Origin of the sequence: Arthrobacter sp. lap29 (assembly GCF_032458965.1) — a bacterium.
GTDB lineage: Bacteria > Actinomycetota > Actinomycetes > Actinomycetales > Micrococcaceae > Specibacter > Specibacter psychrochitiniphilus.
Genome location: NZ_JAUCEK010000009.1, coordinates 90,959 through 107,375 on the forward strand (window position 1 = coordinate 90,959; position 16,417 = coordinate 107,375).

Annotated in this window: 15 protein-coding genes and 1 tRNA gene; 8 read left to right on the top strand and 8 right to left on the bottom strand. The window is 61.3% G+C overall.

Features of this window, described 5'->3' with window-relative positions; translation table 11 throughout:
- The first annotated feature begins 14 nt into the window (after positions 1 to 14).
- From RY113_RS15065 to RY113_RS15075, 3 genes are all read left to right on the top strand, one after another.
- Positions 15 to 99, top strand: a tRNA-Tyr gene (locus tag RY113_RS15065).
- Between the two features lie 83 nt (positions 100 to 182).
- A complete protein-coding gene (locus RY113_RS15070; RefSeq protein WP_315915218.1) occupies positions 183 to 959 on the top strand; it encodes a hypothetical protein in 777 nt (258 codons plus the stop codon).
- Positions 960 to 1,156: 197 nt separating this feature from the next.
- Positions 1,157 to 1,735, top strand: a complete 579-nt coding sequence (locus RY113_RS15075) for a hypothetical protein (protein ID WP_315915219.1) — start codon at positions 1,157 to 1,159, stop codon at positions 1,733 to 1,735.
- 52 nt (positions 1,736 to 1,787) lie between these two features.
- Here RY113_RS15075 and RY113_RS15080 read toward each other — a convergent pair whose 3' ends face one another.
- The gene (locus tag RY113_RS15080; protein ID WP_315915220.1) at positions 1,788 to 2,054 is read right to left on the bottom strand and encodes a hypothetical protein; all 267 of its coding nucleotides are present in this window, start codon (positions 2,052 to 2,054) and stop codon (positions 1,788 to 1,790) included.
- A gap of 227 nt (positions 2,055 to 2,281) precedes the next feature.
- Between RY113_RS15080 and RY113_RS15085 the strand changes: the two genes are divergently transcribed.
- Positions 2,282 to 2,662 carry a co-chaperone YbbN gene (locus tag RY113_RS15085; protein WP_110105479.1) on the top strand — a complete coding sequence of 127 codons (381 nt, stop codon included), beginning with the start codon at positions 2,282 to 2,284 and terminating at the stop codon, positions 2,660 to 2,662.
- Positions 2,663 to 2,726: 64 nt separating this feature from the next.
- Here the strand turns inward: RY113_RS15085 and RY113_RS15090 are convergent, their stop codons facing one another.
- The 4 genes from RY113_RS15090 to RY113_RS15105 form a co-directional block, all read right to left on the bottom strand.
- Positions 2,727 to 3,005, bottom strand: coding sequence for an antibiotic biosynthesis monooxygenase (locus RY113_RS15090; protein ID WP_315915221.1), 279 nt, complete (start codon positions 3,003 to 3,005; stop codon positions 2,727 to 2,729).
- Positions 3,006 to 3,103: 98 nt separating this feature from the next.
- Complete coding sequence (locus RY113_RS15095) at positions 3,104 to 4,057, bottom strand: DNA-3-methyladenine glycosylase (RefSeq protein WP_245932091.1); 954 nt, start codon at positions 4,055 to 4,057, stop codon at positions 3,104 to 3,106.
- 153 nt (positions 4,058 to 4,210) lie between these two features.
- Positions 4,211 to 5,440, bottom strand: coding sequence for an SLC13 family permease (locus RY113_RS15100; RefSeq protein WP_315915222.1), 1,230 nt, complete (start codon positions 5,438 to 5,440; stop codon positions 4,211 to 4,213).
- A 238-nt stretch (positions 5,441 to 5,678) separates the two neighbouring features.
- Entirely contained in the window at positions 5,679 to 6,644 is a 966-nt protein-coding gene (locus tag RY113_RS15105; protein ID WP_110105482.1) for a LysR substrate-binding domain-containing protein, read from the bottom strand.
- Between the two features lie 143 nt (positions 6,645 to 6,787).
- Between RY113_RS15105 and RY113_RS15110 the strand changes: the two genes are divergently transcribed.
- Positions 6,788 to 10,285, top strand: a complete 3,498-nt coding sequence (locus tag RY113_RS15110; protein WP_315915223.1) for a bifunctional proline dehydrogenase/L-glutamate gamma-semialdehyde dehydrogenase — start codon at positions 6,788 to 6,790, stop codon at positions 10,283 to 10,285.
- 111 nt (positions 10,286 to 10,396) lie between these two features.
- Here the strand turns inward: RY113_RS15110 and RY113_RS15115 are convergent, their stop codons facing one another.
- The 3 genes from RY113_RS15115 to RY113_RS15125 all read right to left on the bottom strand — a co-directional run bounded on the left by RY113_RS15115 (position 10,397) and on the right by RY113_RS15125 (position 12,555).
- Complete coding sequence (locus RY113_RS15115; protein ID WP_110105484.1) at positions 10,397 to 11,401, bottom strand: hypothetical protein; 1,005 nt, start codon at positions 11,399 to 11,401, stop codon at positions 10,397 to 10,399.
- Between the two features lie 196 nt (positions 11,402 to 11,597).
- Positions 11,598 to 11,999, bottom strand: coding sequence for a VOC family protein (locus RY113_RS15120; protein WP_315915224.1), 402 nt, complete (start codon positions 11,997 to 11,999; stop codon positions 11,598 to 11,600).
- Between the two features lie 10 nt (positions 12,000 to 12,009).
- On the bottom strand, positions 12,010 to 12,555 hold the full coding sequence (locus RY113_RS15125; RefSeq protein WP_179442481.1) for a helix-turn-helix transcriptional regulator: 546 nt from the start codon (positions 12,553 to 12,555) through the stop codon (positions 12,010 to 12,012).
- An 80-nt stretch (positions 12,556 to 12,635) separates the two neighbouring features.
- Between RY113_RS15125 and RY113_RS15130 the strand changes: the two genes are divergently transcribed.
- From RY113_RS15130 to RY113_RS15140, 3 genes are all read left to right on the top strand, one after another.
- Entirely contained in the window at positions 12,636 to 14,021 is a 1,386-nt protein-coding gene (locus tag RY113_RS15130) for a cystathionine beta-synthase (protein WP_315915225.1), read from the top strand.
- A 2-nt stretch (positions 14,022 to 14,023) separates the two neighbouring features.
- Positions 14,024 to 15,211, top strand: coding sequence for a cystathionine gamma-synthase (locus RY113_RS15135; protein WP_315915312.1), 1,188 nt, complete (start codon positions 14,024 to 14,026; stop codon positions 15,209 to 15,211).
- 421 nt (positions 15,212 to 15,632) lie between these two features.
- On the top strand, positions 15,633 to 16,340 hold the full coding sequence (locus tag RY113_RS15140; protein WP_315915226.1) for a transglycosylase family protein: 708 nt from the start codon (positions 15,633 to 15,635) through the stop codon (positions 16,338 to 16,340).
- The last annotated feature ends 77 nt before the right edge of the window (positions 16,341 to 16,417 follow it).

Below are 16,417 nucleotides of genomic sequence, written 5' to 3' on the forward strand. Positions count from 1 at the left end.
GTATGGCTGGCCTTGGCAGATTACCCGAGTGGCCAAAGGGGGCTGACTGTAAATCAGCTGGCAACGCCTTCACTGGTTCGAATCCAGTATCTGCCACCAAACGGGAAACCCGGAACAGCGCACTGAGTGCGAGGTTCCGGGTTTTTTGCTGTTGTGCGTCGCGGGCGAACTACAGTTAAGTCATGGAATACGTCGTGCCCTTGATCATCTTGTTAGTTGTTGTCATTGTTGTGGTTGTGGGTGCCCGGCTCATAGGAAGCCGAAACCGGCCAGAGCAGGACTCCACGCTGAACGAATCCTCGGCAGAGCCCGGCGCCAAGGGGCCCGCTGCCAAGGAGCCCGGCGTCAAGAAAACGAGGCATGGGCGCGATATCACCCGCGAGGATGCAAAGGAAGCCAGCGTGCGGCTGACTCCGGAAACTCACCGGCGTGTGTACTCGTTGATAGCCCAGCACCAAGTACTCAATGCGGTAAAGGAATACCGCAAGGCAACGCGGACCGGACTCGGAGAAGCCGCGGCTGCCGTTGCGGCCCTGGCTCAATTCCCACAGCCCACTCCTGAGCCAGCTTCCAAAGACCAAGGAATAACTAGCCCGGCTCCAAGCCCCGCCGCGGCGGGAGGCCCGTTGACCGTGGCTGACATTATCAATGCTGGCCCGGCAGCTGAAGATTCAGTAGAGGCGCCAAAATCTGAGCGTCCGGCCGCGGAACTGGCGGCAGACTTGCACGTTAAGCCTGCTGCCGCCAAGGGGCATTACCGCTACCGGGCCATCGTCTCCCAAGGCGATGAGGTGCGGGAGGTTGCCAGCACCCGGCTCAACGCGGAGATTTATGCTCAGATTCGCCAGTTGGCTCTCTCGGGAAACTACGACGGCGCAGCCCACCTCTTGCGGAACCACGCAGAAATTGGTGTGGCAGACGCCCAAGAGTTTGTTTCTATGATCAGTCCGGAAGACTAGGCTCAAGCACACAGCTGCAACCTGAGCCGTGCCGCCACGGCCGTCATATTCTCGCCAGGCGCTACAAACCTCTCAAACTCTCGATATGCTTCGCCAGTCAACTTTGTGTCCGGATGGTGAGTCCGGCTAGTGCCCTGGGGGAGTGCTTGAACTTTTCTATGCGCCTCGGCTCGCGTAAGCCGCGTTATTTTCTGATTGTGATTTTTGCGGTCTTGGCCTTGTTGCTTCCTTTGAGGGTGGCTCCTACCTCTGCTCAGGCTGCCGCCTCTACTGCCACTCGCACTACCAAATTTGTGGTGGGGCCCGCCACCGTGACCAAAGGGAAAACACTCAGCTATTCGGGCCAAGTGCAGCAGGCCAAGGGGAATTCTTGGGCCAACACGGGCGCAATCACAGTCAAGATTTACTTCGATCCGGATGGTTCGGCCCCGAAGGCTTTGGTGAGAACCTTGAAAACCAACTCAGCGGGTGCCTTCAAGGCGAGTGCTGCGGCAAGTGTTTCAGGTAAGTGGACTGCGCTGGTGCCCGCTCAGGGTCAATACAAGGCGTCATCCACAGGGGCAATAGGCATCAAGGTTGTGGCTGCCGCCAAACCCACCTCATCCAAGCCAGCCAGCAAGTGGAACTGCCCATCATGGGCGCCGATCAAGGGCAACGCACCCAGTAAGATCTACCACCTCAAGAATCAGAAGTTCTATACAAAGACCACGCCTGAGATCTGCTTCAGCACCGAGACTGCTGCCAAGAATGCCGGATACCGCAAGTCCAAAGTTTAGGACTGCGTGCTTGCTGTTTTTGCCTGCAGAATCACTGATGGAGCAGGCAGAATCAGTTTGACTGTTGGTCGTTTTCCAAAACGAAGCCGTCCTGATGGTGGATCAGTTGGCGGCCCATGCCGGAGTCCAGTTGGATCCAAAGACACTGGCGGTCGTTAGAAAGCGTCTCCACACGGCCTGCGAGGCGCCAGCCGCGGTTGTTGACAAGAGTTATTGGCTCATTGTGGGTCAGGGCCGGCCACACCTCGTTATTTTCGGGATCAATAAAAGCTCGGTGATGAAGTGGGCGTGTCATGGGATCTCCTGGTGTGAAAGTCATCGCTGCTTCCTTGTCTGCTAACTCAACATCGCCAGCCTGCGTGCTCAAGGTGAATTCTCTGTTAACTTGGTGTGTCTTTGCTCCTAAATTTCAGAGAATAAGGAGAGGTCTCCACTGTCTTTGTGCAGGCGGTCCGCACCATGGGCGCAGCAAAGGCGCAGGCGCCCTTCCTCACGCGGTGAGCGAAACCTTGGGCATGAGTGTGGGCTATCCCGTACGGTTAAGGCATGGCTACAGTTGAAATCACCACGGAAAATTTTGGTCCCACCATTGAAGGCAACGACATTGTGATTGTTGACTTCTGGGCTAGCTGGTGCCAGCCCTGCGTGCGCTTCGCACCGACCTTCGAGGCTGCTTCCGAGAAGCACAGCGACGTTGTGTTCGCCAAGGTAGACACCGAAGCCCAGCAGCAGCTTGCCGCAGAAGCAAATATCACCTCCATCCCGACGCTGATGGCGTTCCGTGAAAAGGTGCTGGTGTTTGCACAGCCCGGCGCCCTGAACGGAACACAGCTTGATTCTGTCATTGACGCCGTTAAGGCCCTTGACATGAGCGAAGTTCATGCAACTGTTGCCGCTAAGCAAGACGAATCCAGCGCCGCGGAGTAACTACCTCAAACGAGAAAGGGGGCACCTCACCGAAGTTGGTGTGGTGCCCCCTTTTCTTTTTTGTTTAGGATCGTTCCAGTATCACGGGCTCAGCCAGCAGTGCGCTCAGGGATTCGTTGAGATCCTGCACAGCGATTCCCTTGCTGTGTTTGACGAGGTCCTCGTCTGAAGCCCACTGCTCTGTCAATACGATCTTTTCCTCGGAGTCCTCAGTGATTTCGTACTGGATGCAGCCGGCTTCTTCAACGACCTGCTCGATGGCGATCTCGAGGGCGAGCTTCACACGGAAGTACTCGTCCTCATTGGGAATGAAGGTGGCTTTTAGGTTGATAATCTCGCTCATAAAAACAGCCTAGGCGATCTTGCCTCGGGGAAGAGAAGCGGTTCCGCACTGTGAACCTCGCTTAGCCACCTGACAGGGTACCGTTCAGTGCCTGCGGTTCAGTGCCCGCGGTGGTCCTGGATGCTCATGCGTGGCCCGAAGGTTGGTTTGCGAAAGCCGCTCAGTTGCAGCATCCGCACCACGCGCTGGCGGTGACCTCGCCACGGTTCAAGCAATTCCAGCATCGTGGCGTCATCCACAGGTTTTCCCGCCAGCGCCCAGCCAACATAAGCGGCCAGATGGTAATCACCTACGGCTACATGGTCAGGAGATCCGTGGGTTCGTTGGGTGACTTCTGCCGCAGTCCACTGGCCAATTCCGGGGATGCTTTGCAACTTAATCCCCGCCTCGTCTGCGGGCAGCTGGCTCAACCGTTCCACGCCCGACGCCGAACGTAACACCCGCTGCACAGTTGCCGAACGCTGCGGTCCAACGCCCGCCTGATGCCATTCCCAAGAGGGGATGGCGGCCCATTGCTCCGGGGTGGGGGCAACCCTGAGATCAGCCGGGACATTTGGGTCAATACCCGCACCAGGAGCCGCAGAACCAAACTTTCGCAGTAGCGTGGAGTAGCCGCGCCGGGCTTCTAGGGCGGTGACTTTTTGTTCCAAAATAGCGGGTACCAAGGCATCAATCATCCGCCCGGTGGAAGGCAGGCGCACGGCCGGGTTGCGACGTCGTGCTTCTTTGACACGCGATGGCAGGGTGGCAGCAAACGTGGGGGAGTCAAACGCTGACCAGTCATCGTGGCGTCCCAGCAATGCGGCAGCCCCAGCCAAGGCATCCTCTGCCCCTGGGCCCCAGGCTCGGACGTGCAGTTCAGCGCCGTGCGTGGTGACGCCCAGCGTGGCTGCGCCAGCAGGGGTATTGAAGGCAAGCCACGCAGCGTGCGGTGTGAGCCGGACGGTGGTGTCGCCTGGGCCGCGGGCCAGGATGCCTAGCGTCTGCGGCAGGGAGTACGGGCCAGCCACATCCCACACCCCAGGGGGTGCGGAGTCGGCTGGGGTTTTCATGATTCCATGGTTGCACGGGAGTCTGACAGCAGGGTGTGCTTCCCCAAAAACGCTCCCGCAGATTCGGGGTATTTTAAGACAACGCTGCTGCAGCAGTGCGGGAGGGTTTGTTAAAAAAATGAACTCGTTCTGCAGGAGCGTTGGTAGTGAGGGTCAGCCGGGCATTCCTGAGGAGAGCCACAAGGCCAATACTGCAGCGGGGATCAGCGGTAGCAACAGGACAGCGCCGGCCAGTGCGTACCCAGTCCAAGAAATGTTGATTCCCATCGATTTGAGCCTGCCGTGCCACAACAGGGTAGCCAATGAGGCCCAGGGCGAGACAAGCGGGCCTAGGTTAACGCCAATCAATACGGCAGCCAGCCGCACGGCGGAGCCGGCCGTTGGCTCAAGCGCCAGATACGCAGGGAGGTTGTTGAACCCGTTAGCGCTTGCCATTCCCAACCCGGCGAGTTGCAGCAGGCTCAGATAGTCATTTCCTGAGCCGGAGATGCGGGCTAAGGCTGCACCCAAGCCATGGTCGTGGAGGGCTGCAACCAGCATAAATAACCCCATCGTCAGCAGCAGAGGCTGGAACGGAATCATGCGCAAGCGCAAAGCAGAACGCCGTCGAAAAATAAACACGGCCACCAGGAAACACGCAGCAATACTGGCAGGGATAGCAACGGGAACGCCTGAGACTAGTGCTGGCAGCAGAAGTGCAACTGTTGCCCCGCTGATTAGCAGCAGTGGCTTGTCTGTCTCTGCAGGAATCTCGGGCGCGGTATACGAGCCTTTAAAATCCTTCCGAAACCAAACGAGTAGGAACGCCAACGGTGCCACAATACCAACCAGCGCCGGCGCCCACATCAACTGCAGAAATCCCGCTGGACCAATATCAAGTTGCTGACGGGCCAGCAAGTTGGTCAGGTTCGAGACAGGCAGAAAAAGCGAAGCCGTATTGGCCAGCCACACTGTTGTCAGTGCGAACGGCAACGGGTGAATACGGGCATGCCGGGCCAGCGTGACCACCACCGGGGTGACCAGCACGGCAGTTGTGTCCAGAGAGAGGAATACCGTACTCAATGCGGCCAAAACAACTACAAGCAGCCACAGTGTCATGACCCGGCCAGAGAGTGAGCGCTGCGCTTGTGATCGGCCACGGCCACGGCAGGTACCAAGGCGTGCCAACCAGGCGGTGATGATGCGAAACAGTCCAGCGTTATCGGCTAGCTCCGTGACAATAGTCATGGCCGCAACAAATAACAGGATTGGTACCGTGCGTTCGAAAAGCTCTCCTGCAGATCCCCGGCTCAGAGTCCCATTGGCAATCAGGATTAGCCCAGCGGTAAACAGGGCGGGCGGCACAATGGCGCTCGCCAGCTTTTTTATGACTGCGCCGGACATTCTCTAATGGTTGCACGGGGGTTGAACGTGAGGCGGGTGCAACGCCCTCTCGATGTTGCCGTAGCGAGCTGTTCCGCCTTCTCAGCAAGATTCAACAAGACGCTGCAGGGCTCATTTGATGCAGGAGAGCTCGGGTATCCACTGCTGAGTCGACAAATTAGAACGAACCCTTGCACAGGAGTTGGGACGTAATGCGGCCCCTGCTAATTTGAAAAATACGGAGCCTGTCCCGTCTCGGTCAATCCAGCAGACGCCTTGGCTCAAGATAATGGGTAGTTTCCTCTTCACCGAGAGCTAGTGCGGTCTCGGTGAGAATTTCCCGGCACGCCATAATGGCTGGGCGCAGCCGGCTGGCCAGCCGGGCGGAGGTAAACACTGTGCGCCGTGGCAGATCCGGCAGATCCAGCAGAGTCAGTGCTGGCGGGCGTCCGGTCCACATAAGATCTGGCATGAGACCCACAGCATTCCCGGATTCGATGAGCCGGATCTGGGCTTGGAGATCGGCGGTTTCAAAGCGGACATCGGGCTCAAATCCGGCCTGCCGGCAGGTTTGCTCGGCCCAGTGGCGCGATGCGGCGCCGTGCGGTTCCATGACCCAGGGCAGGCGGGCCGTGTCTGCAATGCCTGTGATGGGCCCCGTGAGTAGGCGGGACATGCCTCCTGCAACCCCCTCGTGCGGCACGGCAAGGCGGATGGCATCGGTGGTGAGCGTGACGCGGTCCAGCTCGGGGTGGAGCGGGGCGGCGTGGCCGGGATATTGCTCCGCGACCACCAAGTCAAAGTCCCGCGCCCACGTCTCATACAGCGCCGTCTCGGGTTCGCGCTGAACCACTTCAAGGCGCACCTCCGGATAGGCCTGCGCCATGGCGGTGAGCATGTTCGGCAGCAGCGCCAGGGCTGCAGATTGAAACACGGCCAGCCTCACGGTCCCTGTCACGGTGGACAGGGACGCTGAGAGAAAAGCCTCGGCGCGTTCCAGAGTCTCCAATATTTCGGCGGTGTGTGCCACGAGAATCTCTGCCTGCGGGGTTAACTGCACGCGCCGGCCCACCTTGCGCAGCAATTTTGCCCCAGCTTCCTTCTCCAAGAGAGCCAACTGCTGGGAGACTGCGGACGGGCTGTACGCCAACGCCGCGGCAACGTCAGCGAGGGTTCCGCGAAGGTGCAATTCGCGCAGCATGCGCAGCCGTTTGAGGTCCAACACGGACGCCTCCAAATAGTTTAGTAGAAATGATTAATATTCATCATAAATCACCACTTTTGCTAAATGAACATTCGCTCCATACTGGTGGTGAGAACCATTATTTCAGGACATCCCAAACAACAGAAAAGAACGCACCAGCAGCCATGACACGTTCCACCACCGCCGGCTCCGACGCGGCCACATCAGGTAACTACGCCTCCGCAATAGGGGCGCATTCCGCCGCAATCCCAGTCCCCAGTGATGCACTGGCACAGGAAACCATTGCACTGGTCCGCCGCTGGCTCACCGAGGCCGCCAAGTTCCCCGCTGACGTCTCCGCCCAGCGCCTGGCCGGTGTGCTGAAGGACCCGAACGGGCTGGACTTCACGGTGGGATTCGTTGACGGCGTGATCCGCCCCGAAGATCTGGCTGTGGCCGGACGGAACCTGGCTATGCTGGCCCCCAAGGTCCCCGCATTTTTACCCTGGTACATGCGCGCCGCGGTTCGTCTGGGCGGGCTCATGGCACCAGTGCTGCCACAGCTTGTCATTCCCATCGCCCGCAGGGTGTTGCGTGAGATGGTGGGCCACCTGATTGTGGACGCCACTGACGCCAAGCTGGGCCCGGCCATCGCGAAGATCCGCGATGGCGGGGTGGACCTGAACCTCAACTTGCTTGGCGAGGCCGTACTGGGCGAAAAGGAAGCCAGCCGCCGCCTAACGGGGACCCTGGACCTGCTGGCGAGGGACGACGTGGAGTACGTCTCCATCAAGGAATCTTCCACGGTGGCCCCGCATTCACCCTGGGCGTTCGAGGACGCCGTCAACCATGTGGTGGAAAAACTCACGCCCCTGTACACGCTGGCCGCCTCCTTCCCCAAGCCTAAGTTCATCAACCTGGACATGGAGGAATACAAGGATCTGGGCATGACCATCGCCGTGTTCAAACGCATCCTGGACAATCCCGAGTTCAAGAACCTGGAGGCCGGGATTGTGCTTCAGGCCTACCTCCCGGACACCTTGGCCGCCATGATCGACCTGCAGGAGTGGGCCGCTGCGCGCAGGGCCGACGGCGGCGCTCCTGTGAAGGTGCGGATCGTCAAGGGGGCAAACCTGCCCATGGAACAGGTGCAGGCATCCGTCAACGGCTGGCCGCTGGCCACGTGGGGCAGCAAGCTGGATTCCGATACCAACTACAAGCGCATTGTGAACTACGCGCTCACCCCCGAACACATTAACAACGTCCACATTGGCGTGGCCGGACACAACTTGTTTGATGTTGCCCACGCCTGGCTGCTCGCCCAGCAGCGCGGCATCAGCGCCGACTCCCGCCAGCTCGAATTTGAGATGCTGCTGGGCATGGCCACCGGCCAGGCTGAGGCCGTGCGCCGCGACGTTGGCTCGCTGCTGCTGTACACGCCCGTAGTCCATCCCGGCGAGTTCGACGTTGCTATCGCCTACCTGATCCGCCGCCTCGAAGAAGGTGCCAGCCAGGAAAACTTCATGTCCGCCGTGTTTGAACTCTCCGAAAATGAAGGGCTGTTTCAACGCGAGCAGGAGCGTTTCCTCGCCTCTTTGGCAGAGTTGGATGACTGCGTGCCGCCCACCAACCGGGTGCAGGACCGCACCCAGCCCGCAGCCGGAGCCGCTACTGACCACTTCACCAACACCCCCGACACAGACCCCGCACTGGCACCCAACCGTGTCTGGGGACGGGAGATCCTGGCCCGTATTCCGTCCTCCACGCTTGGCAACGAGCTCGTCGCAGCCACCACCGTTACGGAACTTCACGAGCTGAACACCATCGTGGACACCGCCGTCGAACATTCCGGCGAATGGGCCGCACTGGGCGGGTCCGGGCGTGCCGCCATTTTGCACCGGGCGGGGGATATGCTCAACTCCCGCCGCGCCGAGCTCCTTGAGGTTATGGCCGCCGAAACCGGCAAGACGCTTGACCAAGGCGACCCCGAGGTTAGCGAGGCCGTGGACTTCGCCCACTACTACGCCGAGCGCGCCAAGGATCTGGAAACGGTGGACGGTGCCACATTCGTCCCCGCCAAGCTCACCGTTGTGACCCCGCCATGGAACTTCCCCGTCGCCATCCCGGCAGGCTCCACACTCTCGGCATTGGCGGCGGGATCCGCCGTTGTCATCAAGCCGGCACCCCAGGCACAGCGCTGCGGCTCCATCATGGTCCAGGCACTGTGGGACGCCGGCGTGCCGCGCGAGGTCCTGGCGCTGGTCCAGCTTGGCGAAAACGAGCTCGGAAAGGCGCTCGTGGCGAACCCGTCCGTTGACCGGCTGATCCTGACCGGCGGTTATGAAACGGCCGAGCTGTTCCGCAGCTTCCGCACCGACCTGCCCTTGCTGGCGGAAACCTCTGGCAAGAACGCGCTGATCGTCACGCCCAGCGCCGATTTTGACCTGGCGGCGAAGGACGTGGTGCAGTCAGCCTTTGGCCACGCCGGGCAGAAGTGCTCCGCAGCATCCTTGGTCATCATCGTCGGTTCCGTGGCGAAGTCGCCGCGCTTCCGCAACCAGCTCCTGGACGCTGCTGCCAGCCTGAACGTGGGCTACCCCGGCGTTGCCACCTCCCAGATGGGGCCGGTCATTGAGCCTGCCGCCGGTAAATTGCTCGGTGCACTGACCACACTGGACGCCGGCGAAGCGTGGGCCCTGGAGCCGCGCCAGCTCGATTCCACCGGCCGGCTCTGGTCGCCGGGCGTGCGCACCGGCGTTGCGGCAGGATCGAACTTCCACCTGACCGAATTCTTCGGCCCGGTCCTAGGAGTCATGACGGCCGAGACCTTGGAGGAGGCCATCGCCATGGTCAACGCTATTGACTACGGGCTCACCTCCGGGCTGCACTCACTGGACCCCGCGGAGATTGAGCTCTGGCTGGATACCGTGCAAGCCGGAAACCTGTACGTGAACCGCGGTATCACCGGTGCTATTGTGCAGCGTCAGCCCTTCGGTGGCTGGAAGAAATCGGCCGTGGGTGCTGGCACCAAGGCGGGCGGTCCCAGCTACCTCATGGGTCTGGGATCCTGGGTTCCTGCCGAAGCGAGTGCCACCGCGCCGCTGAGTGACGCGGCCCGCAAGGTCCTCGCCGCCGCGTCCTCATTGCCGGCCGAGGAGCAGGCGTTCCTGACCCGCTCGCTGCACAGCGACGCCGCTGCCTGGGCCGCCGAGTTTGGCGCCGCCCGCGACGTCTCGGCCCTGACCGCCGAGCGCAACGTGTTCCGCTACCTGCCACTGAACCCGCTGGTCCGCCTCGCCGAGGGGGAGTCCCTCTCGAAGCTGCTGCGCGTGCTCGCGGCAGGGATCCTGGCCGGGGCAACTCCGGAAGTCTCCTGCGCTGACGCGCTTCCCAGTGAGGTGGCGGCACTGCTGCTCAGCCTGCGGATTCCGGTGACTGTGGAGAACGACGCCGATTGGCTCACCACCGCGCGCCGCTTCGGTGCGGGCCGTATCCGCCTCATTGGAGGAGATTCAAGCGCCGTTTATGAGGCAACGGGCGGGCGCCCGGATCTGGCAATTTATCACGGTGCGGTGACTGAGGCCGGGCGCGTGGAGATGCTGGTGTTCCTCCACGAGCAGGCCGTCAGCATAACGGCACACCGCTTCGGCACACCAAACCACCTCTCGGACGGGCTGATCTAGACACCCGCAGCCCTCCCGCAGCCACCGGCTAAAATCGGCGCCCGCCTCCCACATATGCGCCCCGTCTACGGGGCGCATATGTGGGAGGCGGGCGCGGAACTGGATAGATTGCTACTTTTGCGGGATGCCAGCTTGACGAAGCAGCCGTTCGAAGCCCCGGAGGTCCATCATTTCCCGCCACGTCCATCGGAAGAAGCCAGCACTCTGAGCCCGGATCTGGTCCTCACGGTTCTTTTCATCGAGGATTCGCTCTTCGAGGGACTTTCCGCCGGCCCAGTCTTGCCGCAAGTACTTGGCCCGGCCGTCAAATTCCCCGGCTTTTCGCTGCTTCTCGAACCAGAAATCAACATATGCTTCCCTGCCATCACGCAGGGTGAAAGGATGTTGCAGCTCCGGGGCAACAAACCCCAGTTGGGCCATCCGCACCCGGCTAAGAGACTCGCCGGCAGAACCGGAAAGCCCGGATGCGAACTCAATCACAGCCACGGCCCTGTTGAACGCCGATCGAGACGGCAAGGATTCAGCAGCAGTCAGAAGGTCGGATTTCAGCAGGGGAGGGCCTTGCGGTTCGTTGAGGTTCCACACGGGATCATGATCGCCGGCGGGCACGTCAGCAGGCAGAAAAATATTGCCGCGTTTGGGGTATCTGGGCAGGTGCAGGCTTGAATCACATACCGCCACAGCCTGCTCAAATTTCAGTGCGGTGATCAGCTCCAGTGTGGTGGTGAGTTTGTCCGTCAGCAGCAACGGGCCGCAGCGCACTACTGCCTCGTCCAGCCGACCCAAATGCCGTGTGATGTCCCCGCGGCTGCGGCCGCCACCGGCCTGTTCCGTCACAACGTGCAGATTCGTCTGTGTTCCGGTGATCCACAAACCCCAAAGAAGCGCAGCCGTGGAGGAGCAAAACACCGGAGGCGCTTTGGTGGTCAGCGTGAACGCCGCAGCGCGCAAGCCGTATTGGGCGAACTCATCCAGCGCATGCCACTCGACTGCTTCGGTGTAGACGCTGCGGCGGACACGAAAATACCTGCCGTTGTTGCAGAGCCTGGTGAGAAGGCGGGAATCTTGGCCGGCCAGCTCCAGATCGGAAGGGAGGATCAAGCGTGGTGTGCTCATACATTCAAGGGTTCCAGAGCGTGGCACCACATGTAAGTGGGGAGACGCTGACCTGTGGATAACTTTGACTGTGATGGCACTATGATCCGCGGCGACCGGCCGTGCAACCTCCGCGCCCGCCTCCCACATATGCGCCCCGTAGACCGGGCGCATATGTGGGAGACGGGCGCGGATTGTGTTGAAGAGCCTTGGCGGATCAGGCTTGGGCGATGCGGACCGTGTTGCCGGAGGGGTCACGGAAGGCGCAATCGCGGGGACCCCACGGCTGTTCGACGGGTTCCTGGAGCACTTCTGCCCCGGCAGCCACTGCCTTCTCACAAGTTGCGTTCAGATCGCTTGCGCTGAAGTTGAGCATGGGCAGCACACCCTTGGCGAGCAGGCGAGCCATGGCATCGCCGTCTTCCTGGGACCGTCCGGCATGCGGTTCGGAGAGCACAATGCCCAGGCCCGGCTGTGTACTGGTACCCATGGTGACCCAACGGAAATCGCCGTTGCTGACATCGTTCTGGACTTCAAGGCCCAGGGCGTCGCGGTAGAAGGCGATGGCCGCATCGGGGTTGTGAACGGTCAAATGTGTGAACTGAAGTGAAATGGTCATGGCACCCACGTTAGGCGTTTGCCGGGGGCCGGGCTTCTTCATTTCTGCTCGACTGGATAGCAGGTTGAGCAAGGGCATGGGCAGCACTTTGCGGTGCACCGTGAGAGTCCCCGTCCGTGCCACTGTTCCGAGCTGGGCGGGTGGCCACCCTCATGAAGCAGGGCGGCAAGGCTTCGATGGCGCTGTGGTCGCGGGACTTATAACTGCTGGGCGTCTCGCCCATGACCTCTGTGAATCGGGAACTGAATGAACCCAATGAGGTGGCACCCACGGCCATGCACGCATCCGTGACCGAAACGCCCGCACGGAGCAGCGCCGAAGCCCGCTCAATACGCCGGGTCATGAGATATGAATAGGGGCTCTCGCCGTACGCCGCCCGGAATTTGCGGGAAAAGTGTGCGGGTGACATGAACGCCTTCGCCGCGATCGTGGGCACATCCAGCGGCTGGGCGTAGTCCCTATCAATCAGATCCCGGGCCCGGCGCAGCAGTGTCAGCGTGGTGATCTCATCCCGGCTCACTCCAGGTGGTGAGGGGGCGCCTGCGGTGGAGAGCATAGTGCCAAGTTTATTATCCAAAATGCCCCCGGGAGTAATGTTCCTTGGCCGCTTCCTCCCGCGGGGTCTACGTTGGAGCTATGAAGTACGCGAACTCTGTCCTTGACCTGATTGGCAACACCCCGCTGGTAAAACTGAACAAGGTGACAGCGGGGCTGGAGGCCACAGTGTTGGTCAAGCTGGAATACCTGAATCCAGGCGGCTCGGCCAAGGATCGCATTGCCGTGAAAATGCTGGATGAGGCTGCGCGGGAAGGCAAAATCAAGCCCGGCGGTACCGTGGTGGAGCCCACCAGCGGCAACACGGGCGTGGCCATGGCAATGGTGGCGCAGCAGCGCGGCTACAAGTGCGTTTTTGTAGTCCCGGACAAGGTGGGCGTGGACAAACGCGCAGTCTTGGCGGCCTATGGGGCGGAGGTGGTGGTGACACCTACTGCGGTGGCGGCCGATTCCCCGCAGTCCTACTACGGCGTCTCCGACCGTTTGGTGACGGAAATCCCGGGAGCCTACAAACCTGACCAGTTCTCCAACCCCAACGGCCCGTTGAGTCACTATGAAACCACCGGCCCGGAGGTTTGGCGCGACACCGAAGGCAAGCTCACCCACTTTGTGGCCGGCGTGGGTACCGGCGGCACCATCACCGGAACGGGCCGCTTTCTCCGCGAAGTTTCTGCGCACCGTGCCGAGGCCGACGGCGGTGAGGTCCAGATCATCGGTGCCGATCCGGAAGGCTCCGTCTACTCCGGAGGCACGGGACGGCCTTACCTGGTGGAGGGGGTGGGCGAGGACATTTGGCCCGACTCCTATGACCCGTCCGTCCCGCACAAGATCATCGCGGTCTCCGACAATGACGCCTTTGCCATGACCCGACGCCTGGCCCGAGAAGAAGGCCTGCTGGTGGGAGGTTCCTCCGGCATGGCAGTGGTGGCCGCGCTGGAAGTGGCGAAGGGGCTGGGAGCCGGGTCCGTCGTCGTAGTGCTTCTGCCGGACAGTGGCCGCGGCTACTTGGGGAAGATCTTTGACGATGCCTGGATGCAGTCGTACGGCTTCCTGAAAGTCACCGATGAACCCGCTATCGGCGACGTGCTCAAAGCCAAAACGGGCCAATTACCGGATCTGGTCCATATCCACCCCAACGAGACCGTCCGTGACGTCATCAACTTGATGGCCGAATACGGTGTCTCCCAAATCCCCGTGCTCTCGGCCGAACCTCCCGTGGTGATGGGGGAAGTGCTTGGCGCGGTGGATGAACGCACACTGACCGGCAAATTGTTCCGGCACGAAGCCAAACTGACAGATAAAATCACCGAACACATGCAGCCGCAACTACCCATCATCGGATCTTTGGAGCCCATCTCCGCTGCCCGGGCCAAACTGCAGGACGTAGATGCGCTCATGGTCACCTTTGTTGGTGCGCCCGTGGGTGTGCTGACCCGCCACGATTTGCTGAGCTACCTCAACGACTGACCATTTCCAGACGAAGGAACAAGACCATGACTGAAGGCTTCAACACCCGCGCCGTCCACGCCGGACAGACCCCCGATCCCACCACGGGCGCCGTCATCCCGCCGCTGTACCAAACCACCACGTTCGCCCAGGACGGGATCGGCAAGCTGCGCAATGGTTATGAATACGGCCGCGGCACCAACCCCACCCGTGACGCGCTCCAGGCCCAGCTCGCAGCACTGGAGGGCGGGGAGTTCGCGTTCAGCTTCGCCTCGGGATTGGCCGCCGAGGACGCCCTGATCCGGGCACTGCTGGTACCGGGGGATCACATCGTCATGGGCAACGACGTCTACGGCGGCACCTACCGGCTCATCAACAAGGTCCTGTCCGTGTGGGGCATCAGCAACGCTGCTGTTGACATGTCCGACGCCGGGGCGCTGGCTGGCGCTGTTGCCGCCGGCGGCCCCGAAGGTGCGACGAAGATGATCTGGGTGGAGACGCCGTCGAACCCGATGATGAAAATCACCGATATTGCCGCGCTTGCGCAGGTGGCCCACGAGGCCGGAGCGCTGCTGGTGGTGGATAACACCTTCGCGTCCCCCTACTTGCAAAATCCGCTGGCACTGGGCGCAGACATCGTGGTGCATTCCACCACGAAGTACATTGGTGGGCACTCGGACGCTTCCGGCGGGGCCATCATTCTTTCCGATCCTGAGGCCGCCGAGAAGATCGGCTTTGTGCAGTTCGCGGTAGGTGCGGTTTCCGCGCCGATGGAGGCGTGGTTGACCACGCGCGGACTCAAGACGCTCGGTGTGCGCATGGACCGGCACTGCTCCAACGCCCAGAGCATTGCCGAATGGCTGCTCACCCGGGCTGAGGTTGAACGCGTGCTGTACCCGGGCCTGGCCTCACATCCAGGACACGAGCTGGCAGCGCAGCAGATGCGGGGTTTTGGCGGCATGATCTCAGTGCAGTTCAAGGGTGGGGAAGCTGCGGCCCGGAAGGTGGCCGAAGCTACCCGCGTGTTCACCCTCGCGGAGTCCTTAGGCGGTATTGAATCGCTGATGAACTACCCGTCCGAGATGACGCACGCCTCCGTCAAGGGCACCGAGCTGGCAGTGCCCGTGAACTTGATCCGTCTCTCGGTGGGAATAGAAGACATCGAGGACCTGCTCGCAGACCTGGAGCAGGCACTGAACACGCTGGGATAGCCGCTAGCCACCGTCCGCTAGCCACCACACCAGACGGTCCCGCAGGTTAGGGGCTTAATTCAGGGACGCTCCCGCACCTAAAAAGTGTGGGAGCGTTTCTGCCGTTGTGGGCGGGATGATCGGCAGGCAGGCACAGGCAGCCAAGAGGAGTTGAATCCCTGAATACACTAACTATCTGCGGGAAAGTATGTCGAAAAGGTAACAGTTTCCTGATTTGCGTATCGATTGCATATCGTTTTATGGTGGGTTATGCCCTACGGGGCGGGTGGCAGCTTTGCCCCCACGATTGCCCGGGCCTTCCTACACCGCACACCGTCATGCGGAAGGCTACGGAAACAACCTCCATATTTATAGGTTGGACGGTGGCGTGTAGATGTCCGGGGACGGGTGGAGCGCAGGTGGCCTTCGGGAGAACGCATCGATGAAGAATACTAAAATTACTCGCAACATTGCCCGTGTGCTCGCCGTTGGCGCCATTGCCGGCGGTGGTTTGGCCATAGCTGGAACAGGTGCGAACGCTGCTGACGGCAGTACTTGGGATGCCTTGGCACAGTGTGAAAGCGGTGGCAACTGGGCCATCAATACCGGCAACGGTTTCTCCGGTGGGCTGCAGTTCACACCTAGTACTTGGGCCGCCTTTGGTGGTTCAGGCGCTCCGGAAAGTGCTTCCCGGGAGCAGCAGATTGCGGTTGCCGAAAACGTACAGGCCGGCCAAGGCTGGGGCGCATGGCCCGCGTGCGCCGCCCAGCTTGGTCTGAGCGGAGGCGGCGGAGCGGCGTATTCGCCCGCAGCCGTGCCGCCAGCCCCTGCTCCGGTGGCCGCGCAATCCTCCGACGTTGCACCCCTGCAGCAAGCCCCGGTAGAGCAGGCACCACTTGAGCAGGCCCCGGTGGAACAGGCTCCACTTCAGCAGGCACCCCTGGAACAGGCTCCCCTTGAGCAGGCACCCGTAGCCCAGGTGGCGCTCAGCGGTGAGACCTACACCATTGAATCCGGCGATACCCTCAGCATCATCGCCGAGAAGTTGAATATCACCGGCGGTTGGGAAGAGCTGTACCAGGCCAATGTGGACACTGTGATCCACCCCGACCTGATCTTCACCGGTGCAGTCCTGAACCTGCCGGCCTAAGTGCCAGAACGGGCACAGGCCCAGTAAAAAAGCGCTGGCCCGCACCCGTCCTGGGGTGTGGGCCAGCGCTTTTTGCT

Bases quoted from the DNA above. Each gene is read 5' to 3' on its own strand.
- RY113_RS15130 (WP_315915225.1), top strand. From the start codon at position 12,636: ATGAAGTACGCGAACTCTGTCCTTGACCTGATTGGCAACACCCCGCTG.
- RY113_RS15085 (WP_110105479.1), top strand. From the start codon at position 2,282: ATGGCTACAGTTGAAATCACCACGGAAAATTTTGGTCCCACCATTGAA.
- RY113_RS15115 (WP_110105484.1), bottom strand. From the start codon at position 11,401: ATGAGCACACCACGCTTGATCCTCCCTTCCGATCTGGAGCTGGCCGGC.
- RY113_RS15080 (WP_315915220.1), bottom strand. From the start codon at position 2,054: ATGACTTTCACACCAGGAGATCCCATGACACGCCCACTTCATCACCGA.
- RY113_RS15120 (WP_315915224.1), bottom strand. From the start codon at position 11,999: ATGACCATTTCACTTCAGTTCACACATTTGACCGTTCACAACCCCGAT.
- RY113_RS15095 (WP_245932091.1), bottom strand. From the start codon at position 4,057: ATGAAAACCCCAGCCGACTCCGCACCCCCTGGGGTGTGGGATGTGGCT.
- RY113_RS15100 (WP_315915222.1), bottom strand. From the start codon at position 5,440: ATGTCCGGCGCAGTCATAAAAAAGCTGGCGAGCGCCATTGTGCCGCCC.
- RY113_RS15110 (WP_315915223.1), top strand. From the start codon at position 6,788: ATGACACGTTCCACCACCGCCGGCTCCGACGCGGCCACATCAGGTAAC.
- RY113_RS15125 (WP_179442481.1), bottom strand. From the start codon at position 12,555: ATGCTCTCCACCGCAGGCGCCCCCTCACCACCTGGAGTGAGCCGGGAT.
- RY113_RS15070 (WP_315915218.1), top strand. From the start codon at position 183: ATGGAATACGTCGTGCCCTTGATCATCTTGTTAGTTGTTGTCATTGTT.
- RY113_RS15090 (WP_315915221.1), bottom strand. From the start codon at position 3,005: ATGAGCGAGATTATCAACCTAAAAGCCACCTTCATTCCCAATGAGGAC.
- RY113_RS15140 (WP_315915226.1), top strand. From the start codon at position 15,633: ATGAAGAATACTAAAATTACTCGCAACATTGCCCGTGTGCTCGCCGTT.